This is a genomic window from Luteimonas qiangzhengi (genome assembly GCF_039548515.1).
GTDB lineage: Bacteria > Pseudomonadota > Gammaproteobacteria > Xanthomonadales > Xanthomonadaceae > Luteimonas.
The window spans coordinates 24,367-49,837 of the sequence record NZ_JBCLVE010000018.1 but is presented as its reverse complement, the minus strand read 5'-3'; the positions used below and the strand labels follow the sequence as shown (position 1 = coordinate 49,837).

Below are 25,471 nucleotides of genomic sequence, written 5' to 3'. Positions count from 1 at the left end.
AGCTCCTGTGCGAGTTTGATCACAGCAGCGTCTCTATCAGGCTCGACGATTGGAGTGCCCGTGCCCTGAGCGACTGATGCTCGAATTGCTTCAATGGCCTGTTGTCGTGTCATTGGCGCCTAACACCCAAGTTAAGCCGAGGCGCGCAGTGGAGCCAACCACATGGCAAGCTCTATCTGCCATGTGGTTGGTGGAACGAAGCGGCTTCGGCTTGAACGCATTGTTAGGCGCGCTCGCCGGAGGCCAGCCGACGTGTACGGTTGCTTTTTACGAAGACAAGCCAAAGACCGGCTAGCGCGACACCGACTCCCAAGAGCAACTGCATAGCTAGCGTTCCAGGACCTAGAGCGACGGCATCGACGATGCCGGGATGATTGGGATGTGTAAATCGAGAAACGACGCCAACGACGCCGCCTAGTCCCGCCAAGACGAGAATCAAGCCGATCAGCTTCTGAGTCATCCACATCTGTCATCTCCAGGGCGCAATCGACGCGCCTAACACCTTGAGTTAAGCCGCCCCGCAGCGGCGACGTTTGATGGCCGGAAGCGTACCAGCACCCGTCAACTCAAGAGAAGCGGCGAAGCGGGGTCGGCTTGAACGAACTGTTAGGCGGCAACAGAGCGTCTACGTCGCGGTGCCTTGGTGGTAGACCAATTGCCACTGCTCCTGGGTGAGCTGCCAGATGGAACAACGCCTGGAAGTTGTAGATTGGGCGCCAGAGCGCTTGGTTACAACGTAAGTGACTAAGCCGACAGTGGGGGAGAGCAGCTTGACCTGTAGATCGTCCGCTCTGAACGTGACACCGGCCTGGATGGGCAAGGCAGCTAGCACCTCGCGCTTTCCGAAAGTTGCCCCGCTAGCGCCGACCTCGGTGAACTCATCGGAGATGAGCTTGGTAAGAACGGTCTTGTCATTGCGTCCCGACGGACTCAGCAGGATTAGCTCCAGCTCTTCCAACAGCTTGAGGGGATCATCCATTGCCGCCTAACGCCTAAGTTAAGCCGAGGCGCGTAGTGGAGAAAAGCACATGGCAAGCTGTACCTGCCATGTGGTTTGCGTAACGAAGCGGCTTCGGCTTGAACGCATTGTTAGGCCGCCCCGCCCGACAGCCTGCCCCAAGACTGCCGAAGCCCCACAAGGTGGACGATGCCGATCAGCAGGCAGATTGCAGAGCTTACGACCCAGAACGTCATGCTGTTTCCCGGGAAGTACGCCATGACCGGCGCGAACGCGACGCCCCGGACAATGTAGATGGCGGTAATTGCGCAGAGGGCGGTACGGCGCAACGGCAGCTTGCGAATCACGCCGGCTCCGGACAGGGCGTAAGCACTCCACGCAGCAAGAACGCCGGCAATGACCAGGGTAACGGCGGTGGGATACCAGTGGCCGGCCAAGTACAGCTGCGCCATCTGCTCTCCGGCGCCCAAGAGCCGAAAGAGCGGAGCGCCTACTACCAGACACGCAAGATGCATCAGCGCGGCGAGCCCGCTAAGGGCAGCGCCGAGTACCAGAAGCTTGTTGGTTGGACTGGCCATGAACTCCCCAGCGGCCTAACACCAGAATTAAGCCGTGCCGCGAAGCGGCATCGGCTTGAATGACTTGTTAGGTTTCAGGCTATTGGCCGCTGGGACTGCCAGTGCACTGATACTGGATGTCAACCCGCCTAGCGCCGCAATTGCCGAACCCCCTGCGGGAGGTGCACGTGGTCTTGGCAGAGCCAAAAGAGTCAGCGCCAGAGTAGCCCCAGACTTTGCAACGTTGCTCCGCCATTTCCTGAGCCTTTTGCGCCTCGTACGAAGCCCTCTCAAACTCGTTGCTCTCATATGAAAGTGTGACCACGCCATCGGCGCGGCTCGCACTTGTCACGAGCAACTCCTTCTGAGTAGCGCAGCCAGAGAGCAATAGTGCACCGCACACAACGGATAACAGTACGAGCCTCATTTCCTTCCCCCTTATGATGAAGTCACGATTACGAAACCTAACGCCAGAGTTAAGCCGCGCCGCGAAGCGGCGTCGGCTTGAACGATTTGTTAGCTTTCACTTGCGCTGACGATATGCCTTGCGCGCTCATAAAGCTCATCAAACGTAATCACTTCGGGTTGATGCAGGTTGCGGCGATAGAGTTCAAAGGACCTGAGCTGCGCTTCGCTCACTCCATGGTCTCCTACAAATTCGTCTAGGCTTCCAACGACAACAAAGGACTTTGGCGAGAAGTTGAATGCTTCCTCTGCAGTTGGGAAGCCCTCTTTGTCGGTGAGTTGCAGCTTGCCAGAGATGGATTCGCTTGCGTAGGAAACCGTGCCTTGTACCTGCGCTACTGCGCCGGAGAGCTGTTCCGAGGGCGGCCAGCAGCCGGCTCGATACGCAGCCGATCCCAGGAGTTTCGTCTTGTGAGTCTTAATTTCGACGAAGCATAACGTCGAGGCAATCGCCTTCGTTCTCAAAAGCGCATCGACGCGCTTCCCAGGTTGTCCGATCCGATAGCCGCGAACGACCTGCTCAAGCTTCTTCTCATCTAGTCCTGAGGAGTAGATGTAGCTAAGCCCGTAGCCAAATATCCACGGATTCTTCTCGAAGAATTGCTGCCACAAGGCCTCGTCTTTGCATTTCTTTTTCTGCTTTAGATCATCAAAGTAGCTGTCGTCGGCGAGAAGCTTTGCAAAAACCTCAAGTTGGCGCTTGCGATATCCGAGCGCCACAACGTCGCTCTTGGTCACAGAGTTACGCAAAGCCTCGGCTATAAGCTCTTCGTTATCTGTGACCAACTCCTTGGCTTGATGTGAGGTAAGCGCAATTCTTCGCAACTCCGCATCGGAAATGTTTATCGACCCACCATGGGTAAAGTCAACGGAGTGAATATTTGCCAGGAATTCGCAGAATCGACCGATCTCGGCACCCACGAATGAGAAGCCGGATCCGTATGGCATTCCAGTTTCCGTCGTGAATTTCTGCACCGTGAGAACGAATACGCCCCTAGTGTCTTCTAGGAATTTTGCCGTGATGTGAGTTGCCGCGTCCGGCTTCTTTCGTAGGACGACTTCATCGCGCTCCTTGGCATAGTCATAGCCATCGGCAGATGGTAGAACTTTCGAGGCAATGCGCACCAGACGTGTCTTGTCGCCGAAGGCCGGCAGTGCAGGGCTTATGTACGTCTTACCGGGCTTTGGGTTCTGGTAATTGTCCATGTTCCCCCGAAATGTTCGCCGTGAAAGCTAACACCTAAGTTAAGCCGAGACGCGTAGTGGAGCGAAGCACATGGCAAGCTGTACCTGCCATGTGCTTTGCGGAACGAAGCGGCTTCGGCTTGAACGCATTGTTAGGCGTCATTATTTGTGAGTTCCGCGCTAACCCGTGGATGTTCGCGTCCCGGTGGCGCATACATGGTAGTGACGCGACCTGTGACGCCTTTGCCCGCATCGAGACGTTTAGCTACAGAGCGAGCCGTGCCCTCGCGAAGGTAGCCGATCTGCACCCGGCCGCCGCCGAACAGGCCCAGAATCCGGGGTGCCTCCACCAACACTGCAACTGCGTTTGCATCATGCGGATTGTTTGGCTCTCTCTCCAAGTGGAGAGGAGTCCCGGGCTTGCAGTACCTGCGGATCAGATCTGCCCGACTGCGCCCGTCCGCATTGTTAAATCCTGTGCCTACAACTACGACTGCCTTGCCCATGATGCCTAACACCAGAGTTAAGCCGAGACGCGTAGTGGAGCGAAGCACATGGCAAGCTCTACCTGCCATGTGGTTTGCGTAACGAAGCGGCTTCGGCTTAAACGACTTGTTAGGCCGCGGCCACTACGGCTCATCAGCTACCTCCTGGAAGTCTTGCACGCCAATGGGAACAAAGCGGCGCTCGCCTGATGGGGCAACGCTTATAGTGCCGGTAAATATGCCACTGATGGAGCGCCATGTGAGGTGGGGCGCCTGAGTCGTCAGTGCGCGCAGGAAAAGGGCCACGCTTTGGTCTGCCGAGTCTGATGGAGAGCCCAATCGTAGCCCCGAGTTTGGGCATGCTGGATCTGACAGCGTGACGCCGTGATGTAAGTCTGTGGAAGCCACGGCCTGGAAGGAAATAGCAGAGCCAGGCAGATCAGCAAGCGACCCATGTAATGACCCAGTAATTTCCTGCTCAGGTGTTATTTTGCGAAGGAGACACCCATGAGCGTGATGATGGAAGAAGAGATCAAGCGTTGGACGGCGCGGCGCAAGTCGGCGCTGGTGCTGGAGATCATCCAGGGAAAGACCACTGTTTCGGAGGCGAGCCGTCAGTTCGATCTGGCGCCATCCGAGATCGAGGATTGGATGGAATACGGCAAAGCGGGCATGGAGAACGCCCTGCGGGCCAAGCCGGAGGATGTGCGCGAGCAGTACGAGCGCCAGCTCAAGGATCTGCAGGAAGCCTACGGCGAGGCCATGCTGGAGCTGCGCGCGCGAAAAAAATTGCAGTCCCTGTTGGGCAAGGACGAGAGTTGATCAGCTCGATCCGGCAGGGACTGAAGAACGACGGTTTTGAGGTTTCGATCAGCAAGCTCTGCCGCTGGTTCGGGGTGCCCCGCCGGACGGTGTACTACCGGCCGACCAAGGCGCCGCCGAAGGTGCGGCCGGAACTGGCAGAGCTGATCAAGCAGCTGATCGAAGAGGAGCCATCGTTCGGATATCGCACGGTGGCCGGACTGTTGGGGATGAACAAGAACACCGTGCAGCGGATCTTCCAGCTCAAGGGCTGGCAGGTTCGCAAGCGCGCGGTCGGCCAGCGCCCGCGGATCCAGGCCTTGCCGTCCGTGGCGAGCGCACCCGATGAGCGTTGGGCGACCGACCTGTGCCGCATCTGGGGCGGCCGGGACGGATGGCTGACACTGGCCCTGGTGGTCGACTGCCATACCCGCCAGCTGCTGGGCTGGCAGCTCTCCCGCAGCGGCAAGGCGAGCACGGCGGCCGCGGCCCTGGAACAGGCCCTGATCACTCGCTACGGCTCGCTGGGGCGGGTCCCTGCCCCTTTCCTGTTGCGTTCGGACAATGGACTGGTCTTCACCAGCCGCCACTACACACGCCTGGTGCGCAGCTATGGCCTGAAGCAGGAGTTCATCACCCCGCACTGCCCGCAGCAGAACGGGATGGTGGAGCGGCTCATCCGCACCCTGAAGGAGCAATGCGCGCACCGCCACCGCTTCGAGACGCAGCAGCACGCGATGCGCGTGCTCAGTGACTGGATCCAGTTCTACAACTTCCGGCGCCCGCATCAGGCGCTGGGCATGAAGACACCCGCTGAAGCTTATGCTTTAGCGGCCTGACCTGAGCAGAAACCGCTGGGTCATTACACCCAAGCTGACAAAGGGTCGTAGTGCGTGCTACCGGCTCGCCGGCAAGTGCTGAAACCACTCCACTGGACATCACGAACGCGGCAGCAATGATTCCGGCGATCAGCGTCGTCCTGAGACATTTCATGAATTCACCGCGCCCCATGTGAGCGGCCTAACACCTGAATTAAGCCGACCCGCGAAGCGGGTTCGGCTTGAATGAACTGTTAGGCGGCAAACTAACCAAGCCAGACACGCCACCTACCCTATAGATCGGCGGGGCGCTGCCGCAATCCCCTGACGTCCAATGGCCCAATCTTGGCTGCCAAGTATGCCAATGATGAGAGGACTACGAACCCCGAGACAATCCCGATTGTGACGCCACGAGTGAGTACAAGGAAGAGCGCAAGTAGCGCGATTGGCATGTTTGTAAAGAAATGAAATGCCAACTCAAAGGTTAGCTTGAAGCCGACGCGCCAGCCGCACGACGGGCACCTGGGGCGTCGGAATAGTGCAAGCTGGTATACCGATATAGTCTCGGCCTTACACTGTGGGCAACGACGTTTCATGATTGCCGCCTAACACCTAAGTTAAGCCGACCCGCGCAGTGGAGTGGACCAGGTGGCAAGCTTAATCTGCCGCCTGGGCCGCGTAACGAAGCGGGTTCGGCTTGAACGCATTGTTAGGCGGACACCCGCGATGCCCGCCACTCCTTGAAGAACTGCTCATTGTCAGCGATTAGTTCTGAAAGGTCTCCTTGAGCGTCCAGTTGTTGAAGTGCATCGCGTGCGATCCGCATAGCGTCGTCGCCCTCTTGAATCGTGATGCTGCTGTTCTTGAGAGTGGATCCAAGCGTGTCGATCGCGGACTGGATTGCTTCCTGCCGTTCAACCAGTCCTGCGTTCCGTTGCCTTGTGGTTCCGTTGGCCACAAGTCTTCGATAGGTCATGAGAGCCGCCAGGACTGCGGCGACAAGAGCTACGGGAACGAGAAATTCCATGATGGCCGCCTAACACCAGAATTAAGCCGCGCCGCGACGCGGCGTCGGCTTGAATGAATCGTTAGGCCGCGCCTGCGTCACCGAATCTCAATTTTCTCAAGAACTGAGAGCCGGCGAGCGAACTGGCCAGATGATGCTGCGGTCACCCACACATGTGCGTATCGACCTGCGTGATCTATCTCAATCAAAGTCTCTTGCGAGAAGCTTGGCGGCTCACGAAAGAAGTAGTGTTCGGAAAGTTCGTACCAGGTTACGTGGTGCCCACCGACCATCCCTTGGCCTAGAGCCTTATCAGCCGACGGCTCCAGCCTGGGACTTTCGCCAAGGTAAATCCCAAATGCCTTCTCACCAGATGGCATCTCGATTGCATAGCAGACACCGATATCTCCAGCTTTCCCATAGTCCCATCTCATATGGGAATCCATCGGAAGTACTGGGCAGCCTTTGTCTAGAGCGGTAGCGCCACCCGAGACCTGCAGAAGGATCACTATCAATGTGGCGAGAAACGTCATAAGCGGCCTAACGCCTAAGTTAAGCCGCGCCGCGCAGTGGAGCAAAGCACATGGCAAGCTGTTCCTGCCATGTGGTTTGCGTAACGAAGCGGTGTCGGCTTGAACGCATAGTTAGGGCCCAGTGCGGGAAACCGCGGGATCAGCGGCCTCGGCTGCGCATTGTGGTCTCTTGCGCCCTTCTAGGAGGCCGCAAGCCTTGAGCTGCGGGACTGCCAAAGAGAGGTCCGAGGGCATCGCAGACGTTACCGCAGTGAGACGGCACTGCTCCGCCTTGAACGTCGCATATAAATCGCCATCTAGATCCTGATGCTGGTAAAGCTCATCAACGATCTGGTGCATCAGTTGGAGCTGAGCATTCTTGGGGTTTTCCGGGTCATCTGCGAAATGATCTCGAGGCGGCAACGGGTAGCGGAGCTGCTCTTCGGTCAGCCCTTCGCCGCGGTAAGCGGCCGCGTCCACAGCAAGCTTGCGGACAGCGTCGCAGTCGGTGGCGGCCAAGGCGGAAGCGTTCACCAGAAAAAGGGCTGCGGCTATGAGTAATCTTGTCATGGGCCCTAACGCCAGAATTAAGCCGCGCCGCGAAGCGGCGTCGGCTTGAATGAATTGTTAGGCCGCAGCTTGCCATAGGCCAGCGATGCCAACATTGCGCCCACAGCGTTTGCAACCAGGGTCTTGATGCCGTAAGCGAGGTGACCCGAAACGGTCATTGCAAGGAATACGGCACCGAGAAACGCAGCAATTGACCATGAAGCGCGAGCTCGAAACACCAGGAGCGCCGCAATCTGGACGATTAGCGCGACAAGCGCCGCTCCAAGCCCCAGCACGACAACGGTCTCCCAAATGGTCAGTGACACCCACGACGGCATTACGGATGCGTTGGTGTAGCCCAGTGCTTGGATTGATGCAAAATACGTAGCGATACCTGACAAAACGCCCGCGACGATGCTCTTAATCGGTCCTTGCATGATCCCTTCCTTGCGGCCTAACGCCTAAGTTAAGCCGAGACGCGTAGTGGAGCGAAGCACATGGCGAGCTGTACCTGCCATGTGATTTGCGTAACGAAGCGGCTTCGGCTTGAACGCATTGTTAGGCCTCCCCTAACGGGCCACGTGAACTGTGAAGCTCCATAGCAGAGACGTCAAAGAAGAGGCCATCACCAGTGCGGCGTACCGCTCCGGTAACCCGCACCTCCGCTTCTACGACGCAATACCCCTCTCCGCGCTTCTGGCATTCATGCTCCCACCGTGACCAAAGTGATGTCGCTGAAGGTGAGTTGTTGGTCCCCACTTCAATGGTGTTGCGAACGGGCCCACAGCTCTTGTCAGTGAGCAAGGAGAAGTGTCGCCTGTCGCTTCGGTAGGTCGCGTCGATGCTCACAACCTGACCTGAGAATGCACTTGAGTTGGCTCTCAGCTCACACACGTTTGTTCGGACGGCCGCAGTTGTTCCAAGGTCTTGGACTAACGCGGCACTCACCATATAGGCCAGTTGGAGGAGGGCTTGGAACATGGATTTCTCGTTGTGGAAATGCGCCAGAAGCCGCAGCCAAGAGGCCTAACAACAATTCGCCCCCTGAAATGGAGCGTAGTCCCAAGTATGACCTGCGTGGCGGGGCAGTCCAATAGGAAAAATCCTACCGCTGCTCAACAGGTTGGATGACTGTCTGAGCTTTTCCCTGGCACTAGTCTGAAAGCGTTATCCGGTGCGCAAGGAAGCGCTATGGGCTTAGGCGGCCGAAAAGAGGGTGTAACGGGGCAGGAAGGGAGTGCCGCAACCGGCGAGCCCCGCCTACTGGATCAGGTGCGGGCCCGGCTGAGGGTGCGCCACTACAGCCTGCGGACCGAGCAGGCCTACGTGGGCTGGATTCGCCGCTTCATCCTGGCCAACGGCAAGCGGCACCCGAGGGAGCTGGAAGGGCGGCACGTCGAGGCGTTTCTGACCGGGCTGGCGACGCGGGGGCGGGTGGCCGCTTCCACCCAGAACCAGGCGTTGGCGGCGCTGCTGTTTCTGTACAGGGACGTGCTGCAGGTCGAATTGCCCTGGATGGATTCGGTTGTTCGGGCCAAGCGGCCGCGACGGCTGCCGGTGGTGCTGTCGCAGACGGAAGTGCGGCGCCTGCTGTCGGCGGTGGATGAGCGTGCCTGGCTGATGGTGGCCCTGCTGTACGGCACGGGGATGCGGTTGATGGAGTGCCTGCGGCTGCGGGTAAAAGACGTAGATTTCGAGCGGCGGGAGATCCTGGTCCGGAGCGGCAAGGGCGGCAAGGACCGCCGGGTGCCGTTGCCTGACAGCGTGCGTGAACCGCTGCTGGCCGCGATCGAGCGGGTGGGGATTATCCACGAGGCTGATCTGGCAACCGGGTTTGGTGCGGTGTGGCTGCCCGCTGCGCTGGAGCGGAAATATCCAAACGTTGCCGTCGAATTTGGCTGGCAATATCTGTTTCCCTCGCCGCGGCTCTCCACTGATCCCCGTACCGGGGTCACGCGGCGTCACCACCTGGACGACAGCGTGTTGCAGCGCTCGGTGCGTGCGGCGCGGCAGCGGGCGGGAATCATCAAGCCGGCTACCTGTCACACGTTGCGCCATTCTTTTGCTACCCACCTTCTGGAGTCGGGCTACGACATCCGCACCATCCAGGAGCTGCTTGGTCACAAGGATCTGGCAACCACCCAGATCTACACCCATGTGCTCAACCGCGGTGGACTGGCGGTACGCAGCCCGCTGGATCTGTGATGGGCATGAAGTCCTCGCCTCGCAGGCAGTCGCCGTTCGCGCTGGTGCTGGTGGCGGCGCTGTTGGCAGGTGCGACGCTGGCGCTGCGCCTGCCAGCGTTGCCAACAGCGGGCTGGATGTGGCTCGGGGCTGTGGCCGGATTGGCGGGGTGGCTGTTCGGCCGGCGGATGGCGTTGCGGGTGCCCGCGGCGTTGCTGGCCGGCTTCATGTGGTGTGGGCTGCACGCGACGTGGGCGCTGGCGCTGCAGCTTCCGGTGGAGCACGAGCGCGCCGATCTGCAACTCACCGGGCGGGTGGTGCAACTGCCCGAGCACGATGCAGATCGCACCCGCTTCATGTTCCGGGTGGAACGGTCCGCGGAAAATCCGAAGTTCCTGCAGGGCAGGGCGCTGCGGCTCTCCTGGTACGACGGCTGGGGCGATGAGGTGTCGCGTCGCGACGAGATCGAGCCTGGCGGCCGCTGGCGATTCACGGCGCGTGTGCGGGCGCCACGCGGGCTGCGCAATCCGGGCTGGTTCGATGGTGAAAAGCAGGCGCTGTCCCGGCGCATCGCGGCCGTCGGCTATGTGCGTGACAAAGACCCGGTGGAGCGATTGGGCGATGCGCGCGGAATGGACGCCTGGCGCGATGCAATGGCCACGCGGATCGACAATGCGGTGACCAGCGAATCATCGCGCTATGTGCGGGCGCTGGCGCTGGGCGATACGCGCAGGCTGGCGGAGGCGGACTGGGAGGCGCTGCGGGCCACGGGGCTGACCCACCTGATTGCGATCTCCGGCTTCCACGTGGGGCTGGTGGCAGGGTTCTTCGCGCTGCTGGCTGCGGGCATCTGGAAGCTGCTGCCCGGATTGGGCCGCTGGTTGCCGCGACCCCAGGCGGCGGCGATCGTGGCTTTCGCGGGGTCGCTGGTGTACGCGGCGGTTGCCGGTTGGGAACTGCCGACCGTGCGCACGGTATTGATGATTGGCGTGGTGGTGGTCGCACGGTTGTCGCGGCGCTCGCTGCGGGTGGCTGATTCGTTGGCACTGGCGGCGGCTGCGATCGTGCTGGTGGATCCGCTGTCGCTGCTCACGGCCGGCTTCTGGCTGAGTTTTGCCGGTGTGGCCTGGCTGGTGTGGTGCCTGCCGCAGGTGGCCGAGCAGCGTCTGGTCCCGGGCTTCCTGGGTGCGCAGTGGGTGGCCACATTGGGGCTGCTGCCCTTGACCGCGGTGCTGTTCGGCCAGGCTTCGCTGGCCGGGCCGCTGGCCAACCTGGTGGCCATTCCCTGGTGGAGCCTGGTGGTGGTGCCGCTGTCTCTGCTGGGCACGGGCCTTGAAGCGCTGCACGCCGGGCTGGGCGGCTGGGCGTGGCGACTGGCTGCGTGGTGCTTTGACCTGTCTTGGCCCCTGTTCGGCTGGCTGGCGGACAGCCGGTTTTCGCTGTGGTGGCTGCCCGAGGCCCGCTGGATTGCGCTGCCGCTGGCCCTGATTGGCGCGTTCTGGCTGCTCCTGCCGCGCGGTGTGCCCGGCAAGCCGCTGGCGGCGCTGCTGTGGCTGCCGCTGCTGTGGCCCGATCGGGAGCTTCCCCTGCATGGCGAGGCCGAGCTGATGGTGCTGGACGTGGGGCAGGGCCTGTCGGTGCTGCTGCGGACCGCCAATCACGCCTATCTGTATGACATGGGTCCGGCCGTCCCCGATGGCTACGACGCCGGTGAGCGGGTGGTGGTGCCGGCGCTGCTGGCGCTGGGCGTGCGCAGGCTGGACGGAGCCGTTGTCAGTCACGGCGATGCCGATCATGCCGGCGGCCTGGGCGCGGTGATGCGCCGCTTCCCGACCCGCGCGGTGTTTGCGCCGCACGGGTCGCCGGTGGAGGCCGCGCCCTGTCTGGCCGGAACCGTATGGGAAGCCGACGGCGTCCGCTTCAGCTTCCTGCACCCGACCATGCATTTCCCCTATCTGGGCAACGAGGCCAGCTGCGTGCTGCGGGTGCAAACCGTGCACGGCGTGGCGCTGCTGACCGGTGACATCGGCCACGTAGTCGAGCGCGAAATGACCCGGCGCGATCCCGGATCCGTCCGCGCTGATCTGGTGTTGATGGGCCACCACGGCAGCCGCGGCTCGTCCGATCCCATGTTTATTGCCGCCACCGGCGCCAGCCATGCGCTGGTATCGGCGGGCTACGGCAACCGCTTTGGGCATCCGGACGGCGGTGCGGTGCAGCGCTGGCAGCAGGCCGGCGCCCAGGTGCTGTCCACGGCCACTGGGGGCGCCCTGCGCCTGCGTCTGACGGAAGGCGGCGTGACTGCAGAGCAGCGGCGGCTGGTCCATCGCCGGTTGTGGGATGCGGATCACCGTTTGGCAGCAGCATCGGCCACGGAGGAAGAGGGGTAATCCGCCGGCGGCCAGCCTACCCGGCCGGATAACGGCCTGGCCGCCGCCCTACGCTATCCTATTCGCCGGTTTTATCAGGCCCGCGGGGCCCTGGGGATAGACGTGCTGGAACTGGTCAAGGCTGGCGGCTGGCCGATGATTCCGCTGCTGATGCTGTCGGCGGTGGGGTTGGCGATCGTGGTCGAGCGCCTGTGGGCGCTGCGGCGGCAGGCGGTGATGCCGGCCGGGCTGGGTGCGGAAGTACGCAGCTGGGCCGGGCGCGGGCGGCTGGATCCGGCCCATATCGATTCCCTGCGCAACAATTCTCCGCTGGGCGAACTGCTGGCAGCGGCGCTGGATGTACGCAACCGCCCGCGCGAGGAGATCCGCGAGCGGATCGAGGACACCGGCCGGCACCTGGTGCATCGCATGGAGCGTTATCTGGACGGGCTGGCCACGATTGCCTCCACCGGTCCGCTGCTGGGGCTGTTCGGCACTGTGGTGGGCATGATCCAGATGTTCCTGGGGGCAATGGAATACGGCGTGGGCGATGTCAGCCAGCTGGCCGGCGGCATCGGCAAGGCGCTGGTGTGCGCGGCCATGGGCATGGTGGTGGCAATCCCGGCGCTGATGTTCCACCGCTGGTTCCGCAGCCGCATCGATACCTACATCGTGCAGATGGAAAAAGAAGCCATCCTGCTGCTCGATGTCATGGATCCGCGCTCACGCCGGGTCGGCGCCGCCGCCGCCACGGCTGCTGAAGCGGCGTCGCCCGCCAACCCGCTTCCCGCACGGAGCTGATCCACCGTGCGCATCCGCGACCGCCGTGCCGAGTCCGAGCCCGAGATCAACCTCGTGCCGCTGATCGACGTGATCCTGGTGCTGATCATTTTCTTCGTGGTCACCACCACTTTCGATACCAGCTCGGTGCTCAAGCTGCAGCTGCCCAGCGCCAGCAGCGACCAGACCGAAGCGCCCAGCCAGGCGCTGAGCGTGCTGGTCAACGCCGAGGGCCGTTACTTTATTGATGAACACGAGGCGCTGCGCACCGATGTGGAATCGCTCAAGCGCACCATCATCGAAGTCGCCGGTGACGATCGCCAGCGTCCGGTGCTGCTGCGGGCCGATGCCCGCACTCCGCACCAGGCTGTGGTGACGGCGATGGAAGCACTGGGCCAGCTCGGCTTTCGCCAGGTGTCGATCGCCACCGCGCCCGACCAGGCGGTGGCGCCGTGAGCGCGCAGGCGAAAGAACAGGCGGTGGAAGAGCAGCAGGCGGCCTGGCCGATCTACAAGCGCCTGCTGGGTTACGCCTGGCGCTACTGGCCGCTGCTGCTGGTGGCGCTGGTCGGCATGATCATCGAGGCCATCGCTGGCGCTGCCTTCGTGCAGCTGATGGACCCGCTGGTCAACGACGGCTTTGTGGATCCGCAGCCACGCATGGCGGTCCTGTTGCCGTTGGCAATCGTCGGGCTGTTTGTGATGCGCGGCATCGCCACCTTCGCCACCGACTACGGCATGGCCCGCGCCGGCCGCAGCGTGGTGCGCGACCTGCGCGAGCTGGTGCTGGCCAAGTACCTGCGCCTGCCCAGCGCCAGTTTCGACCGCGAGTCCGTGCCGGTGATGGTCAGCCGCCTGAACTTCGATACCGAGCAGGTCACCCAGGCCAGCGCGGACGCACTCAAGGTGATCGTGGCCGATGGCCTGACCATCCTGCTGCTGCTGGTGATCATGTTCCTCACCAGCGTCAAGGTGACCCTGGCGATGATCGTGATCGCGCCGCTGATCGGGGTGCTGGTGTGGGTGGTGGGCAAGCGCTACCGGCGCATCAGCGGGGGCATCCAGACCGGCATGGGCGACCTGGCCCAGGCGGCCGAGCAGTCGCTGGCCGCGCAGCAGGACGTCAAGGTCTACGGCGCCCAGCAGTTCGAGCGCAGCCGCTATTCCGGCCTGGCCAACCGCATCCTGCGCCTGAACATGAAGGTCGAGACCACCCGCGCAATCGCTTCGGCGATGGTCCAGATCCTGGCTGCGATCGCACTGGCCGGGATTGTTTGGGTGGCCACTCGCGAGGCGCTGGTGGGAGAGCTCAATCCTGGTGAGTTCGTGAAGCTGATGACCGCGATGATGGGGATCATTCCGTCGCTGCGCCGGATCACCAACGTGCAAAGCGTCATCGGGCGCGGCGTTGCTGCGGCCGAGCGCCTGTTCCAGGTGCTGGACACGGAAGAAGAGCGCGACACGGGCAAGGCCACGCTCAACCGCGCCCGCGGCGAGCTGGAGTTCAGGAACGTCGATCTGCGCTACAGCCGCGAAGGCGATGACACGCCGGGCATGGCCCTTGAGGGGATCAGCTTTACCGCCAAGCCCGGTACGGTGACCGCCATCGTCGGTCGCTCGGGCAGCGGCAAGACCAGCCTGGTGCGCTTGGTGCCGCGCTTCTATGAGCCCAGCGGCGGCCGGATCACGCTGGATGGCGTGCCGCTGGATGACTACCGCCTGGCCGATCTGCGTCGCCAGATTGCCCTTGTGGGGCAGCGGGTGATGCTGTTTGACGACACCGTGGCCGCGAACATCGCCTATGCCGCCGAAGCAGATGCGAAGGCGCTGGAGCAGGCGGCGCGCGATGCCAATGCGCTGGAGTTCATCGAGCGCCTGCCGCAGGGCATGGATACGCCGATCGGTGAGAACGGGTCGCTGCTGTCCGGCGGCCAGCGGCAGCGCTTGGCAATTGCCCGCGCGATCCTGCGCGACGCCCCGATCCTGATCCTGGACGAGGCCACGGCGGCGCTGGATACCGAGTCCGAGCGGCTGGTGCAGGACGCGCTCAACCGCTTGATGCCGGACCGGACCACCCTGGTGATCGCCCATCGGCTGTCCACCATCGAACACGCCGACCAGGTGCTGGTGCTCGATCACGGCCGGCTGGTGGAGCAGGGCACCCACGCCGAGCTGCTCGCCCAGGGAGGCCTCTACGCCCACCTGCACAACATGCAGTTCCGCGATGGCGCGTAAGCCCCCTGCCTGGTGGTTCGACGGCGCCCGCGTCCCGGTCGCCGCCCGGGCCCTGTCCAAGGTCTACGCCTGCGCCGTCTCCACCCGGCGCTGGCTCTACGACAAGCGCCTGCGCCGCAGCGCCGGTATCAACGTGCCGGTCATCGTGGTCGGCAACCTCATCGCCGGTGGCAGCGGCAAGACTCCGCTGGCCATCGCCCTGGTGGAGCGCCTGCGCGCCGCGGGTTATACGCCGGGCGTGGCCAGCCGTGGATACGGTCGTGAGGACCAGAAGTCCGCGCGCTGGGTCAAAGCGGATACAGATCCGCGCCTGGGCGGTGACGAGCCCGTGCTGATCGCGTTTCGTACCGGGGCAAAGGTGCGCGTGGACCGCGACCGCGTGGCCGCCGCCCGCGCCCTGGCCGAAGCCGGCTGCAACGTGGTGGTATGCGATGACGGCCTGCAGCATTACCGCCTGCACCGCGATATCGAGATAGAAGTGATCGATGGCCGCCGCCGCTACGGCAATGGCCGCCTGATTCCCGCCGGCCCGCTGCGTGAGCGCGCCGAGCGCAGCGGCAGTTCCGACTTTCGCGTGGTCAACGGCGGCAGGGAAGGCACGGGCGAGCCGGGTTTCGGCGAATGGCCGATGCGCCTGCAGACCAGCCGGGTCCAGCCGTTGCAGGGCGGGCGCCCGCTGCCGCTGGCCATGTTCGTCAACAGCCGGGTGCATGCCGTGGCCGGCATTGGCGATCCGGAGCGCTTCTTCACCACCCTGCGCGGGCAGGGGATCGGCGTGGTGCCGCATGCGTTTCCTGACCACCATCGCTACACCGCCGCCGACCTGCAGTTCGGTAGCGATCTGCCGGTGCTGATGACCGAGAAGGACGCGGTCAAATGCCGCGCCTTCGCCGCCGATCGCCAGTACAGCGTCCCCATCAGCGCCGAGCTGCCGGAGGCGTTCTGGATCGCCCTTCTCGACCGGCTGGCGGGCACAACACCATGACCACAACGCCCGATTTCGTCGTCGCCATTCCCGCGCGCTTCGCTTCCACGCGCCTGCCGGGAAAGCCCCTTCAGCTGATTGCCGGTGAACCGATGATCCTGCACGTCGCCCGCCGCGCACTGGCGGCCGGCGCACGAGAGGTCTGGGTGGCGGCCGATGATGCGCGCATTGGCGCGGTGCTGGAGGGCAGCGGCGCGCGCGTCGCCATGACGGCCAGCAGCCATCAGTCCGGCACCGATCGCCTGGCCGAATGCGCCGACATCGCCGGATGGAGCGATGACGTGGTGGTGGTGAACCTGCAGGGTGACGAACCCTTCGCCCCGGCCGCCGGCATCCGGTCCGTTGCCGGCATCCTGGTGGAGTCCGGCGCTCCGATGGCGACCCTGGCTGTCCCGGTTGAAAGCGCGGAAGCACTGTTCGATCCGAACGCCGTGAAGCTGGTGCGCGCCGCCAATGGGGATGCCATGTACTTCAGCCGCGCGCCGCTGCCGTGGGCGCGCGACGCCTTTGCCAGCGATCGCAGCCGGCTGCCTGCCGGCGGGCCGTGGCTGCGCCACATCGGCATCTACGCCTATCGCGCCGGATTCCTGCGTGCGTTTGCTGCAATGGCGCCGGGCCGGCTGGAGAAGCTGGAAGCGCTGGAGCAGCTGCGGGTGCTGGAAGCCGGATATCGCATTGCGGTTGGCATTACGCCCGAATCCTTCCCCCCGGGGGTGGATACGCCCGCTGACCTGGAGCGCGCACGCAAGCGCGTGGAGCAATCGCAATGACCCGACCCAAGAGCCTGCTGGTTGTATGCCTGGGCAACATCTGCCGGTCGCCCCTGGCCGAAGGCGCGCTGCGCGCCCGTCTGGACGAGACGGGCCTGGGCCACGTGCGCGTGGATTCGGCAGGCACCAGTGACTGGCACGTGGGCAAGCCGCCCGACAGCCGCGCAATCGCCACCGCAGCCCGGCATGGCGTGGACATTTCCGGCCAGCGGGCGCGCCAGCTCCACGACGACGATTTCCAGCGCTTTGACTGGATCCTCTGCGCCGACCTGCAGAACCTTGCCGATGTGCAGGCTCGCAGGCCGCCCGATGCCAGCGGGCGGATCGAGCTGCTCACCCGATGGGCCGGCGTCCACACGGATGTGGATGAAGGGGCGATCCCGGATCCATACACCGGCGGGCGCGAGGACTTCGAGCATGTCTGGCGGATGGTGGACGCGGTAGCCGAAGCGGCCACTGCACGCCTTCGCTCCGGTATTGACGCATAATCTGGCGTCGCCCGTTTCGACCCGTTTCCCATGGATGCACAGGTCGCTCCCGAGTTTCCGGACTCCATTGAATGGCTCAACCTTGCCGGGCCGCTGCGCATGTCGCAGCTGCGCGGGAAGGTGTGCGCGTTGGCATTCGTCAACGCAGGCTCTGCGTGGTCCATCCAGCGGCTGAAAGACCTGGTGACGCTGCGTGGGCGCCATCGTGAGGGGCTCAACGTGGTGGCCGTGCACGTGCCGCGCTTCGAGCACGAGCGCGACGGACGCCGGGTGGCCAAGCGGCTGCGCAGATATGGCTTCGAGTTTCCGCTGGGGCACGATCCCAACTGGACCCTGTGGCAGCACTACGATGTGCAGGCCTGGCCGACGGTGGTTCTGATCGACGGCAGCGGCGTGGTCTGTGGCCGGGTGGTTGGCGATGGCCCGCTGCGCGAGCTGGATGCCCAGGTGGCGGATCTGGTGCGCGCGCGGGTGCCGCAGTCGATCAACCCGGAACCGATCGAGCTGCGGCGCGGCGGCGAGCCGGCGTTGCCGCTGCGCTTTCCCATGGGCCTGGCCCTGGCCGGCAATTATCTCTACGTGGCCGACAGTGCCCACCACCGGGTGCTGGAGTGCGACCACAGCGGACGCATCCTGCGCCAGTTCGGCAGCGGCGGCGTGGGCTTCATCGACGGCCCGATGGAGCTGGCCGCGTTCAACCAGCCGCAGGGCATCGCGGTGGAGCGCGACCTGCTGTACGTGGCCGACGCGGGCAACCACGCGGTGCGCCGGGTGCAGCTGCGCACCGGTGATATCGATACCGTGCTCGGCGCGGGCCGCCCCGGGACGCCGGCCGACGGCACCGTGGCCAATCCGCGTGACATTGTCATGGACCGGCCCACCGGCGTGGCCCTGGCGGCCGGCTCCCTTTACGTGTGCACCAGCGGCGATAACCGGGTGTGGGCTTATGGACTGGGCGACCATTCGCTGCGCTCTCTGGCGGGCTCCGGTCGGCTGGAGGTGACGGACGGCGCAGGGGCCGAAGCCGCGTTCGCCGAACCCGCTGCGCTCGCGGCCGTGCAGCAGACGGTGTACGTGTGCGATGCGGCTGGCTCGGCGGTGCGCAGCGTCAACGCGCGCAGCGGCCAGGTGCAGACCATGATTGGCCGCAGCGCATGGGAATTCGGCAGCCAGGACGGTCGGCGCAGTGAGGTCCTGTTGCAGCAGCCCCAGGCGATTGCCCTGGATCCCGATTCGCCGCGGCTGTGGATCGCGGATTCGGGCAATGATCTTCTGCGCTGCCTGCGCCTTGGCGGCGGCGAGGTGTCCACCTTTGCCCTGCCGCGTCCGCTGCACGGCCCGGCCGGGCTGGCGGTGGGGTCCGGAGTGATCTGGATTGCCGACACCGATGCACACGCCGTGCTGCGTCTGGACACTTCCACCGGGGATCTGCATCACATCCCCCTCGGCGAATGAGCCCGGGCAGGGACAGCGTGTCCGGACCATCACCGGAAGCTTTCGACGGCAAGGCCTATGTAGCTGGCCTGCCCAACGCGCCCGGGGTGTACCGGATGCTCGCCGCGGAGGGCGGGGTGCTGTACGTGGGCAAGGCCGGATCGCTTCGCAAGCGGGTGGCCAGCTATTTCAGCGCCTCGCCCAAGTCGGCGCGGATCATGGCGATGCTGGCCCAGGTGGCGAGCATGGAGGTCACGGTCACCCGCACCGAGATCGAAGCGCTGCTGCTCGAGAACCAGCTGATCAAGTCGCTCAAGCCGCGTTACAACGTGATGCTGCGAGACGACAAGAGCTATCCCTACGTATTGCTGACCGGTGACGAATGGCCGCGACTTGCGTTCCATCGCGGCCCTCGCAGCACGCAGGGCCGCTATTTCGGCCCCTATCCCAACGCGGGCACGGTGCGCGACACGCTGAACCTGATGCACAAGCTGTTCCGCCTGCGCAGCTGCGAGGACAGCGTATTCCGCAACCGCTCCAGGCCGTGCCTGCAGTACCAGATCGGCCGCTGCACTGCGCCCTGCGTGGGCCTGGTGACGGAGCACGAGTACGCGGATGCGGTGCACCGGGTCACCCTGTTTCTGGACGGGCGCAGCGACGAGCTGACCGATGAGCTGGGCGCGGCGATGGAGCGCGCCAGCGTTGATCTGGACTTCGAACTGGCCGCCCGCCTGCGCGACCAGGTTGCGGCGATCCGCAGCTTGCAGTCGCGCCAGTATGTGGACGGAAACGTGGCGGATCTGGATGTGCTGGCCTGCGCCATGCGCGGCAGCGAGGCCTGCGTGCTGCTGCTGGCGTTCCGGGACGGGCGCAACCTGGGCACGCGCGCGTTCTACCCGCAGACCCGCGGCAGCGAGGATCCGGCCGAAGTGCTGTCCGCGTTCGTGTCGCAGTACTACGCCGCACAGCCACCGCCGCCCGAGATCGTGCTGGATCGCCCGATCGAAGACAGCGAGCTGCTGGAGCAGGCGTTCTCGGAATCCGCCGGGCGCCGGGTGCGTATCCGCTCCAGTGTCCGCGGCGACCGCGCAGGCTATCTGGATCTGGCCCGGCGCAACGCCGAGCTGTCGCTGGCCGTGCGGGTGGACAGCCAGTCCGCCCAGCAGGCGCGGCTGGAAGGGCTGCGGGAGCTGCTGGGCATGGATCAGCCCCCGCAGCGGATCGAATGCTTCGATATCAGCCACACCATGGGCGAGGCTACGGTGGCCTCGTGCGTTGTGTTCGATGGCGAAGGGCCGGTGCGTGGACAATACCGCCGCTACAACATCACCGGAGTGATTCCGGGCGACGACTACGCGGCCATGGGCCAGGCCCTGATGCGCCGCTTCCGCCGCGCCGCCGAAGCGGGCGGGGTAGTGCCCGATGTGCTGCTGATCGACGGCGGCGCGGGCCAGGTCCGCCAGGCGAATGACGTGCTGGCCGAGCTGGGTGTGGCCGACGTGATCGTAGTAGGCGTGGCCAAGGGCGTGGAACGGCGCGCGGGCCACGAAACGCTGCTGCTGCCGGACGGGCGCGAGTTGCAGCCGGGCCCCGCCGCGCCCGGCCTGCAGCTCATCCAGCAGGTCCGCGACGAAGCGCACCGGTTTGCCATCACCGGCCATCGTGGCCGTCGCCAGAAGGCGCGCAGCGTCAGTCGGCTGGAGGACATCCCCGGCATCGGTCCACGGCGGCGCGGGAATCTGCTGCGCCACTTCGGTGGACTGATTGGTCTGCGCGCCGCGGGCGTGGAGGAGATCGCCCAAGTGGAAGGGATCAGCAAAGCCCTGGCCAAGCGCATCCATGCCAGCCTGCACGGGATCGACTCGCCTGATGGATCCTGATCCGCACTTCGTCGCAGCAACTCCACTGCCCACCCCGTAGAATGGCGGCGTGCAAATGAAACTGACTATCCCCACCTGGCTGACCCTGCTGCGGATGCTGATGATCCCGCTGCTGGTGCTGGTCTTCTATCTGCCCTTCAGCTGGACCAACCTGGCTGCCGCGGCGATCTTTGCCGTCGCGGCGATCACCGATTGGCTGGACGGCTGGATAGCGCGTCGCTACAACCAGTTTTCCGCCTTCGGGGCATTCCTCGATCCAGTGGCCGACAAGCTGATGGTGGCGGTGGCGCTGTTCCTGATCGTGCAGGCGCATCCCACTCCGTGGATGGCCTTCTGGGCGGCGGTGATCGTCGGCCGCGAGATTGCGGTTTCGGCACTGCGCGAGTGGATGGCCGAACTGGGCCAGCGCGCTACCGTGCGGGTGGCGATGATCGGCAAGATCAAGACCGTGGTGCAGATGGTGGCCATCCTGTGCCTGCTGTATGCGGTCACCCCGCAGAGCCGCCCCGAGGCGCTCAAGCCGTGGTGGAACGACGTGGTGTTCGTTGCTGGCGACTGGATGCTGGCGGGCGCCGCGGTGCTGACCCTGTGGTCCGGTTTGATGTACCTGCGTGCGGCGTGGCCGGTGCTGCGCGGACCGGATGGAAATGGTTGACATACTTTTCTGAACCCGTAAAATAAACGGCTCAACGCGGGAATAGCTCAGTTGGTAGAGCGCAACCTTGCCAAGGTTGAGGTCGCGAGTTCGAGTCTCGTTTCCCGCTCCAGATTTGATCCCTCGAAACCCCGTACGCGGGGTTTCGTTGCGTCAGGCGCTTGAAATTGGCGCCAAGCTGCGCCAGCCTCATGGCGCAGTGTCACCGGCCTGGTGGCAGAGTGGTCATGCAGCGGACTGCAAATCCGCGTACGCCGGTTCGATTCCGACCCAGGCCTCCATATTGAAAAGCAGAAGGCCCGCTTTGGCGGGCCTTTTTGCGTGCTGCGATTGGATCGTGCGTTCTTCGGATCGCGCGTTCTGTATTGGCTGGTGCCCGGAGCGGGGGTCGAACCCGCATGGTGTCGCCACCGAGGGATTTTAAGTCCCTTGCGTATACCAGTTTCGCCATCCGGGCCGGCAACGTACTAGCGTGCCTGAGTGCGACCCGTGAGGAAAGCCCGAAACCCTGAGCGGGCCGGTCAAATCAGCCGAAAGTGGCGACGATTTCGAACTTGCCTTCGTCGTCTTCCGCTTCAACGCTGGCGGGCAGGCCGTGGTACAGGCTCCTGGCATCGGCCATGATCTTGGCGATCTCCAGGCCCTTGGCCCGTTCGGGAAACCAGAAAACAGGACTGCCGGCGTCCAGAAGCTGCCAGCCACCATATGATTTGACCAATTGCAGAGTGGCCGTATTCACGGGCGGGCTCCATGCGGTGAGGAGGGCGCCCCGGCCCAGCTGACGACTTGCTCATGGTCGCGGCCAGAATCCTTTGCAGAGCGGCATCCGTTGCCTAGTGCATGACCGTGCTGCCGGGGCACAGCCAGAGTGGCCCTTCTGCAGCCGTAAGACAGTCGGCGGGGTTCCCGACACGGGGTAGGAAAAGTCTGACCCGTCCTCCGTCCGGATGGACGGATGCGACTGCAGGTCAGTCCGGCACTTCGGCGCTGGGCTTTTCTGCCAGGAAGAAGTCCAGATGGTGGGCGGCTTTCGCGCCCTGTCCACAAATGCGGCGCAGCACGCTGCCGTATTCCAGCACCGCTACCATGCGTCGCGGTGCGATATCGCCGCTGGAGCCGGCTCGCAGCACCGCGGCCTTGAAGTCCTGGTAGACCTCCTCGAACTCAGCCGCCAGGGGGGCGGGTGGTCGCTGCTGCAATCCCGCAGACGGGGCTCCGATCTCCTGCAGCAGGCGCGCGGCGGTTTCGCGCAGTCGATCCAGACTGGCTGCCGCCTCATCCGCCTCCAGGTGGGCGTGTGGGCGCAGCCGGGCCAGCTCCGGCGCCAGATCGGCCAGGTTCATGTGGTACTGGGATACCCGCAATGCGCTCGGCAAGCGGGCCTCAAACACCGGGTCGTGGAGCTGGCCGTGGATGCGCGCGGCGTATTCCCCCACCTCGGTCTGCAGCGATTCGATCACCCGCCTGCCGGCTTCCAGCTGTGACCCGCGCCCGCGCGGTGCTTCCAGCGCCGAGCGGCAATATCCAAGTGCCAGAGCCTCCATGCGCCGCAGCTCCATCCCCAGTGCATCCATTGCCAGCGCGGGGGTCACCAGCAGGTTGGTATCCAGATGACGGGTTCGCGCCTGGTCTTCCCCGGCGCTGCGGAAGCGGCGTTCGAGAAGGGTGACGAAGCGGGGAGTAAGCGGCCACATCACGCCGACGCCAATCAGTTTGGTCAATGTGTGGAACACGGCCAGGGCCAAGGCGATGTGTGGTTGGTGCACCAGCAGCCCGACGATTGCCTGGGCCACCCAAAGCAGGGCCGGCAGCAGGGAAAGGGCGACTGTGGCGGTGACCACATTGAAGGTGACATGCGCGGCAGCCACGCGCTTGGCAGGCGAGGTGGCACCGATGGCGGCCAGCATTGCGGTGGAGGTGGTGCCCACGTTGGCACCAACGATCATGGCGGCGGCAGCTTCAATCGGCATCATCCCGCCGGCGGCCGCGGTGAGGGTGATCGCCAGGGTGGCGCTGGAAGACTGGGTCAGCAGCGTGATCACCATCCCCGACAGCACAAACGTTGCCATGCTCAACAGCCCGTCCTGCACCTGCTCGTGCAGGGCGAATCCGGGACCGATTCCGGCGAAAGCTTCGCGCAATACGTCGATACCCAGAAAGAACAGCCCGAATCCGGCCGCAGCCTGGCCCAGTGCCCCCCAGCGCGAGTTGCGCGACAGTGCCCATGCGATCGCGCCCACGCCGATGGCCGGCAGGGCAAGGACCCGCAGGTTGAGGTTGAAGCCGGCCAGCGCCACCAGCCATGAGGTCAGGGTGGTGCCGAGGTTGGCGCCGTACACCAGGCCAATCGCCTGGCCCAGGCTGAGTAGCCCGGCGTTGACGAAGCCGATGGTGGCGAAGATGACCGCGCTGGAGGACTGCACTGCGGTGGTGATCATCAGGCCCGAGAACAGCGCCCGCCCGCGGCTGCGGGTTGCGCCCGAGAGAATGGTGCGCAGGCCGCCGCCGGCCGATACGGTGAGCCCGTCGGTCATCAGGCGCATGCCCAGCAGGAACAGGCCGATGCCGCCGATCAGGTTGAACAGTCCGTTGCCCATAGCCTTGCCATTATCGCAGCTGGCGACGACAAAACTCCGTCCACGGATGCCGCGTTAGACTTGGGGCGTATCCGCTGTGTGGGACATTGATGAGCCGCTATTTCGCGTGGTGGGCAAGCATTGCGTTGGCGCTGTTATCGGCGGTGCTGGCCCTGACCTGGCCGCAGTGGTGGTGGGGCGTGGCCGGGTTCGGCGCGCTGGCCGTGGTCGGGCTGGCGGACCTGACCCAGCGGCGCAGCACCCTGAGGCGCAACTATCCGCTGTTGGCCCATTTCCGCTACGGACTGGAATCGATCGGCCCGGAGATGCGTCAGTACCTGATTGAAGACGACACCGCCGAAGTGCCGTTTTCGCGCCAACAGCGGGCGCTGGTTTACCAGCGGGCGAAGTCGGTGAGCGACGTGCGTCCGTTCGGGACCCAGCACGATGTATATGCATCGGACTTCGAATGGATCAACCATTCGCTGGCGTCAGTGGAGATCGAGTCGCACGATTTCCGCATTGTGATCGGCGCTGACAGCAAGCAGCCGTACTCGGCCAGCGTGTTCAATATTTCGGCGATGAGCTTCGGCTCGCTGTCGGCCAACGCCATCCTGGCCCTCAATGCGGGCGCGCGGACCGGGGGCTTCTATCACGACACCGGCGAGGGATCGATCTCGCGCTATCACCGCGAGCACGGCGGCGACCTGGTGTGGGAAATCGGATCGGGGTACTTCGGTTGCCGCGACGAATTCGGCAGCTTCAACGAGGAACGCTTCATCGCCAATGCCTGCGATCCGCAGGTGAAGATGATCGAACTCAAGCTCTCACAGGGCGCGAAGCCGGGCATGGGTGGACTGCTGCCGGGAGCAAAGGTCACGCCCGAGATCGCTGCGGCGCGCGGCATTCCGGTCGGCATCGACTGCGAGTCGCCTGCGCGCCATTCGGCGTTCTCGACGCCGGTGGAGCTGCTGCAGTTCGTTGCCCGGCTGCGTGAGCTGTCAGGCGGAAAGCCGGTGGGGTTCAAGCTGGCGATCGGTCACCCGTGGGAATGGTTCGGCATCGCCAAGGCCATGCACGAGACCGGCCTGCTGCCGGATTTCATCGTGGTGGACGGGTCGGAGGGCGGCACGGGTGCGGCGCCGGCAGAGTTCATTGATCACGTCGGAGTGCCGCTGCAGGAAGCACTGATGCTGGTGCACAACACGCTGGTGGGACTGGACCTGCGTGAGCAGGTGAAGATCGGCGCTGCGGGCCGCATTACCAGCGCGTTCGACCTTGCGCGCACGATTGCGCTGGGCGCGGACTGGTGCAATTCCGGGCGCGGCTTCATGTTTGCCCTGGGCTGTATCCAGGCCCAGAGCTGTCACAACGATCTGTGTCCGACGGGCGTGGCCACCCAGGATCCTTCGCGCTGGAAACACCTGGATGTTGCCGACAAGGCGCTGCGGGTGCAGCGGTTCCACGACAACACGCTGGTGGCGTTGCGTGACCTGATCGGCGCGGCTGGTCTGGTGCATCCGCAGCAGCTTGGGCCGGAACACATCCTGCGGCGCGAGTCGCCGACCAGGGTCCGCTCGCTGGGCGCGATGTATCGCTTCCTGGAGCCGGGCGAACTGATCCACGGCGCGCCGGAGCACGCAGTGTTCAAGGCGTTCTGGGCGGATGCGCGCAGCGATTCCTTCCAGCCGCCCGAGCGCATGCGGCGCCTGCGCGAAACCAAATCCCGCTGACAGTGCACCCGTAGGTCGGGGCTACGCCCCCGACGCCACGCGCCCCT

The 25,471-nt window shown here is 64.3% G+C and carries 24 protein-coding genes and 3 tRNA genes; 17 read left to right on the top strand and 10 right to left on the bottom strand.

Features of this window, described 5'->3' with window-relative positions; all coding sequences use genetic code 11:
* Positions 1-625 precede the first annotated feature (625 nt).
* The 5 genes from WCE59_RS13390 to WCE59_RS13805 all read right to left on the bottom strand — a co-directional run bounded on the left by WCE59_RS13390 (position 626) and on the right by WCE59_RS13805 (position 3,671).
* Positions 626-979: a nuclear transport factor 2 family protein gene (locus WCE59_RS13390; protein ID WP_343259272.1), complete on the bottom strand. Its 354-nt coding sequence runs from the start codon at positions 977-979 to the stop codon at positions 626-628.
* 110 nt (positions 980-1,089) lie between these two features.
* The gene (locus WCE59_RS13385; protein ID WP_343259271.1) at positions 1,090-1,536 is read right to left on the bottom strand and encodes a hypothetical protein; all 447 of its coding nucleotides are present in this window, start codon (positions 1,534-1,536) and stop codon (positions 1,090-1,092) included.
* A 79-nt stretch (positions 1,537-1,615) separates the two neighbouring features.
* Complete coding sequence (gene yecR / locus WCE59_RS13810) at positions 1,616-1,942, bottom strand: YecR family lipoprotein (RefSeq protein WP_422894201.1); 327 nt, start codon at positions 1,940-1,942, stop codon at positions 1,616-1,618.
* A gap of 89 nt (positions 1,943-2,031) precedes the next feature.
* Positions 2,032-3,186: a Shedu immune nuclease family protein gene (locus tag WCE59_RS13380; protein ID WP_343259270.1), complete on the bottom strand. Its 1,155-nt coding sequence runs from the start codon at positions 3,184-3,186 to the stop codon at positions 2,032-2,034.
* 131 nt (positions 3,187-3,317) lie between these two features.
* A complete protein-coding gene (locus tag WCE59_RS13805; RefSeq protein WP_449284173.1) occupies positions 3,318-3,671 on the bottom strand; it encodes an HIRAN domain-containing protein in 354 nt (117 codons plus the stop codon).
* Positions 3,672-4,157: 486 nt separating this feature from the next.
* Here WCE59_RS13805 and WCE59_RS13375 point away from each other — a divergent pair, with 486 nt between their 5' ends.
* Both WCE59_RS13375 and WCE59_RS13370 read left to right on the top strand, forming a co-directional pair.
* Complete coding sequence (locus WCE59_RS13375) at positions 4,158-4,472, top strand: DUF1153 domain-containing protein (RefSeq protein WP_343259269.1); 315 nt, start codon at positions 4,158-4,160, stop codon at positions 4,470-4,472.
* On the top strand, positions 4,469-5,290 hold the full coding sequence (locus tag WCE59_RS13370) for an IS3 family transposase (RefSeq protein ID WP_343259268.1): 822 nt from the start codon (positions 4,469-4,471) through the stop codon (positions 5,288-5,290). The genes WCE59_RS13375 and WCE59_RS13370 overlap by 4 nt, the downstream gene beginning before the upstream one ends.
* A gap of 688 nt (positions 5,291-5,978) precedes the next feature.
* On the opposite strand, the gene WCE59_RS13365 is transcribed toward WCE59_RS13370, so the two are convergent.
* The gene (locus WCE59_RS13365) at positions 5,979-6,296 is read right to left on the bottom strand and encodes a hypothetical protein (RefSeq protein ID WP_182825512.1); all 318 of its coding nucleotides are present in this window, start codon (positions 6,294-6,296) and stop codon (positions 5,979-5,981) included.
* An 818-nt stretch (positions 6,297-7,114) separates the two neighbouring features.
* Here WCE59_RS13365 and WCE59_RS13360 point away from each other — a divergent pair.
* Positions 7,115-7,348: a hypothetical protein gene (locus WCE59_RS13360; RefSeq protein WP_343259267.1), complete on the top strand. Its 234-nt coding sequence runs from the start codon at positions 7,115-7,117 to the stop codon at positions 7,346-7,348.
* Positions 7,349-7,374: 26 nt separating this feature from the next.
* On the opposite strand, the gene WCE59_RS13355 is transcribed toward WCE59_RS13360, so the two are convergent.
* Positions 7,375-7,773 (bottom strand): hypothetical protein, encoded by a 399-nt coding sequence (locus tag WCE59_RS13355; RefSeq protein ID WP_343259266.1) that lies wholly within the window; start codon positions 7,771-7,773, stop codon positions 7,375-7,377.
* An 835-nt stretch (positions 7,774-8,608) separates the two neighbouring features.
* On the opposite strand from WCE59_RS13355, the gene WCE59_RS13350 reads away from it, so the two are divergent.
* The 13 genes from WCE59_RS13350 (at position 8,609) to WCE59_RS13290 (ending at position 21,396) form a co-directional block, all read left to right on the top strand.
* Positions 8,609-9,541 (top strand): integron integrase, encoded by a 933-nt coding sequence (locus tag WCE59_RS13350; RefSeq protein WP_343259265.1) that lies wholly within the window; start codon positions 8,609-8,611, stop codon positions 9,539-9,541.
* Between the two features lie 5 nt (positions 9,542-9,546).
* Positions 9,547-11,910 carry a DNA internalization-related competence protein ComEC/Rec2 gene (locus tag WCE59_RS13345; RefSeq protein WP_343259264.1) on the top strand — a complete coding sequence of 788 codons (2,364 nt, stop codon included), beginning with the start codon at positions 9,547-9,549 and terminating at the stop codon, positions 11,908-11,910.
* Positions 11,911-12,012: 102 nt separating this feature from the next.
* Positions 12,013-12,690 carry a MotA/TolQ/ExbB proton channel family protein gene (locus tag WCE59_RS13340; RefSeq protein WP_343259263.1) on the top strand — a complete coding sequence of 226 codons (678 nt, stop codon included), beginning with the start codon at positions 12,013-12,015 and terminating at the stop codon, positions 12,688-12,690.
* 6 nt (positions 12,691-12,696) lie between these two features.
* Complete coding sequence (locus tag WCE59_RS13335; protein WP_343259262.1) at positions 12,697-13,125, top strand: ExbD/TolR family protein; 429 nt, start codon at positions 12,697-12,699, stop codon at positions 13,123-13,125.
* A 23-nt stretch (positions 13,126-13,148) separates the two neighbouring features.
* On the top strand, positions 13,149-14,903 hold the full coding sequence (gene msbA, locus WCE59_RS13330; protein ID WP_449284175.1) for a lipid A export permease/ATP-binding protein MsbA: 1,755 nt from the start codon (positions 13,149-13,151) through the stop codon (positions 14,901-14,903).
* Positions 14,893-15,888, top strand: coding sequence for a tetraacyldisaccharide 4'-kinase (gene lpxK / locus WCE59_RS13325; protein ID WP_343259260.1), 996 nt, complete (start codon positions 14,893-14,895; stop codon positions 15,886-15,888). The genes msbA and lpxK overlap by 11 nt, the downstream gene beginning before the upstream one ends.
* Complete coding sequence (kdsB, locus tag WCE59_RS13320; protein WP_343259259.1) at positions 15,885-16,658, top strand: 3-deoxy-manno-octulosonate cytidylyltransferase; 774 nt, start codon at positions 15,885-15,887, stop codon at positions 16,656-16,658. The genes lpxK and kdsB overlap by 4 nt, the downstream gene beginning before the upstream one ends.
* Complete coding sequence (locus tag WCE59_RS13315) at positions 16,655-17,146, top strand: low molecular weight protein-tyrosine-phosphatase (RefSeq protein ID WP_343259258.1); 492 nt, start codon at positions 16,655-16,657, stop codon at positions 17,144-17,146. Before kdsB ends, WCE59_RS13315 begins: the two co-directional genes overlap by 4 nt.
* 30 nt (positions 17,147-17,176) lie before the next feature.
* Complete coding sequence (locus WCE59_RS13310) at positions 17,177-18,601, top strand: thioredoxin-like domain-containing protein (RefSeq protein WP_343259257.1); 1,425 nt, start codon at positions 17,177-17,179, stop codon at positions 18,599-18,601.
* A 17-nt stretch (positions 18,602-18,618) separates the two neighbouring features.
* A complete protein-coding gene (uvrC, locus tag WCE59_RS13305) occupies positions 18,619-20,460 on the top strand; it encodes an excinuclease ABC subunit UvrC (protein ID WP_449284174.1) in 1,842 nt (613 codons plus the stop codon).
* A 55-nt stretch (positions 20,461-20,515) separates the two neighbouring features.
* Positions 20,516-21,115, top strand: a complete 600-nt coding sequence (gene pgsA / locus WCE59_RS13300) for a CDP-diacylglycerol--glycerol-3-phosphate 3-phosphatidyltransferase (protein ID WP_343259255.1) — start codon at positions 20,516-20,518, stop codon at positions 21,113-21,115.
* A gap of 36 nt (positions 21,116-21,151) precedes the next feature.
* Positions 21,152-21,227, top strand: a tRNA-Gly gene (locus WCE59_RS13295).
* Positions 21,228-21,322: 95 nt separating this feature from the next.
* Positions 21,323-21,396: transfer RNA gene (locus WCE59_RS13290), tRNA-Cys, on the top strand.
* A gap of 89 nt (positions 21,397-21,485) precedes the next feature.
* On the opposite strand, the gene WCE59_RS13285 is transcribed toward WCE59_RS13290, so the two are convergent.
* The 3 genes from WCE59_RS13285 to WCE59_RS13275 all read right to left on the bottom strand — a co-directional run bounded on the left by WCE59_RS13285 (position 21,486) and on the right by WCE59_RS13275 (position 23,712).
* A tRNA-Leu gene (locus WCE59_RS13285) sits at positions 21,486-21,572 on the bottom strand.
* Between the two features lie 69 nt (positions 21,573-21,641).
* Positions 21,642-21,854, bottom strand: a complete 213-nt coding sequence (locus tag WCE59_RS13280; RefSeq protein ID WP_343259254.1) for a hypothetical protein — start codon at positions 21,852-21,854, stop codon at positions 21,642-21,644.
* 229 nt (positions 21,855-22,083) lie between these two features.
* A complete protein-coding gene (locus WCE59_RS13275; RefSeq protein ID WP_343259253.1) occupies positions 22,084-23,712 on the bottom strand; it encodes a Na/Pi cotransporter family protein in 1,629 nt (542 codons plus the stop codon).
* A gap of 89 nt (positions 23,713-23,801) precedes the next feature.
* Between WCE59_RS13275 and WCE59_RS13270 the strand changes: the two genes are divergently transcribed.
* Positions 23,802-25,424 (top strand): FMN-binding glutamate synthase family protein, encoded by a 1,623-nt coding sequence (locus WCE59_RS13270; protein WP_343259252.1) that lies wholly within the window; start codon positions 23,802-23,804, stop codon positions 25,422-25,424.
* The last annotated feature ends 47 nt before the right edge of the window (positions 25,425-25,471 follow it).

Coding starts and splice junctions, on each gene's coding strand:
- WCE59_RS13390 (WP_343259272.1), bottom strand. CDS start 979: ATGGATGATCCCCTCAAGCTGTTGGAAGAGCTGGAGCTAATCCTGCTG.
- WCE59_RS13385 (WP_343259271.1), bottom strand. CDS start 1,536: ATGGCCAGTCCAACCAACAAGCTTCTGGTACTCGGCGCTGCCCTTAGC.
- yecR (WP_422894201.1), bottom strand. CDS start 1,942: ATGAGGCTCGTACTGTTATCCGTTGTGTGCGGTGCACTATTGCTCTCT.
- WCE59_RS13380 (WP_343259270.1), bottom strand. CDS start 3,186: ATGGACAATTACCAGAACCCAAAGCCCGGTAAGACGTACATAAGCCCT.
- WCE59_RS13805 (WP_449284173.1), bottom strand. CDS start 3,671: ATGGGCAAGGCAGTCGTAGTTGTAGGCACAGGATTTAACAATGCGGAC.
- WCE59_RS13375 (WP_343259269.1), top strand. CDS start 4,158: ATGAGCGTGATGATGGAAGAAGAGATCAAGCGTTGGACGGCGCGGCGC.
- WCE59_RS13365 (WP_182825512.1), bottom strand. CDS start 6,296: ATGGAATTTCTCGTTCCCGTAGCTCTTGTCGCCGCAGTCCTGGCGGCT.
- WCE59_RS13360 (WP_343259267.1), top strand. CDS start 7,115: ATGCTGGTAAAGCTCATCAACGATCTGGTGCATCAGTTGGAGCTGAGC.
- WCE59_RS13355 (WP_343259266.1), bottom strand. CDS start 7,773: ATGCAAGGACCGATTAAGAGCATCGTCGCGGGCGTTTTGTCAGGTATC.
- WCE59_RS13345 (WP_343259264.1), top strand. CDS start 9,547: ATGAAGTCCTCGCCTCGCAGGCAGTCGCCGTTCGCGCTGGTGCTGGTG.
- lpxK (WP_343259260.1), top strand. CDS start 14,893: ATGGCGCGTAAGCCCCCTGCCTGGTGGTTCGACGGCGCCCGCGTCCCG.
- kdsB (WP_343259259.1), top strand. CDS start 15,885: ATGACCACAACGCCCGATTTCGTCGTCGCCATTCCCGCGCGCTTCGCT.
- WCE59_RS13315 (WP_343259258.1), top strand. CDS start 16,655: ATGACCCGACCCAAGAGCCTGCTGGTTGTATGCCTGGGCAACATCTGC.
- WCE59_RS13310 (WP_343259257.1), top strand. CDS start 17,177: ATGGATGCACAGGTCGCTCCCGAGTTTCCGGACTCCATTGAATGGCTC.
- pgsA (WP_343259255.1), top strand. CDS start 20,516: ATGAAACTGACTATCCCCACCTGGCTGACCCTGCTGCGGATGCTGATG.
- WCE59_RS13275 (WP_343259253.1), bottom strand. CDS start 23,712: ATGGGCAACGGACTGTTCAACCTGATCGGCGGCATCGGCCTGTTCCTG.
- WCE59_RS13270 (WP_343259252.1), top strand. CDS start 23,802: ATGAGCCGCTATTTCGCGTGGTGGGCAAGCATTGCGTTGGCGCTGTTA.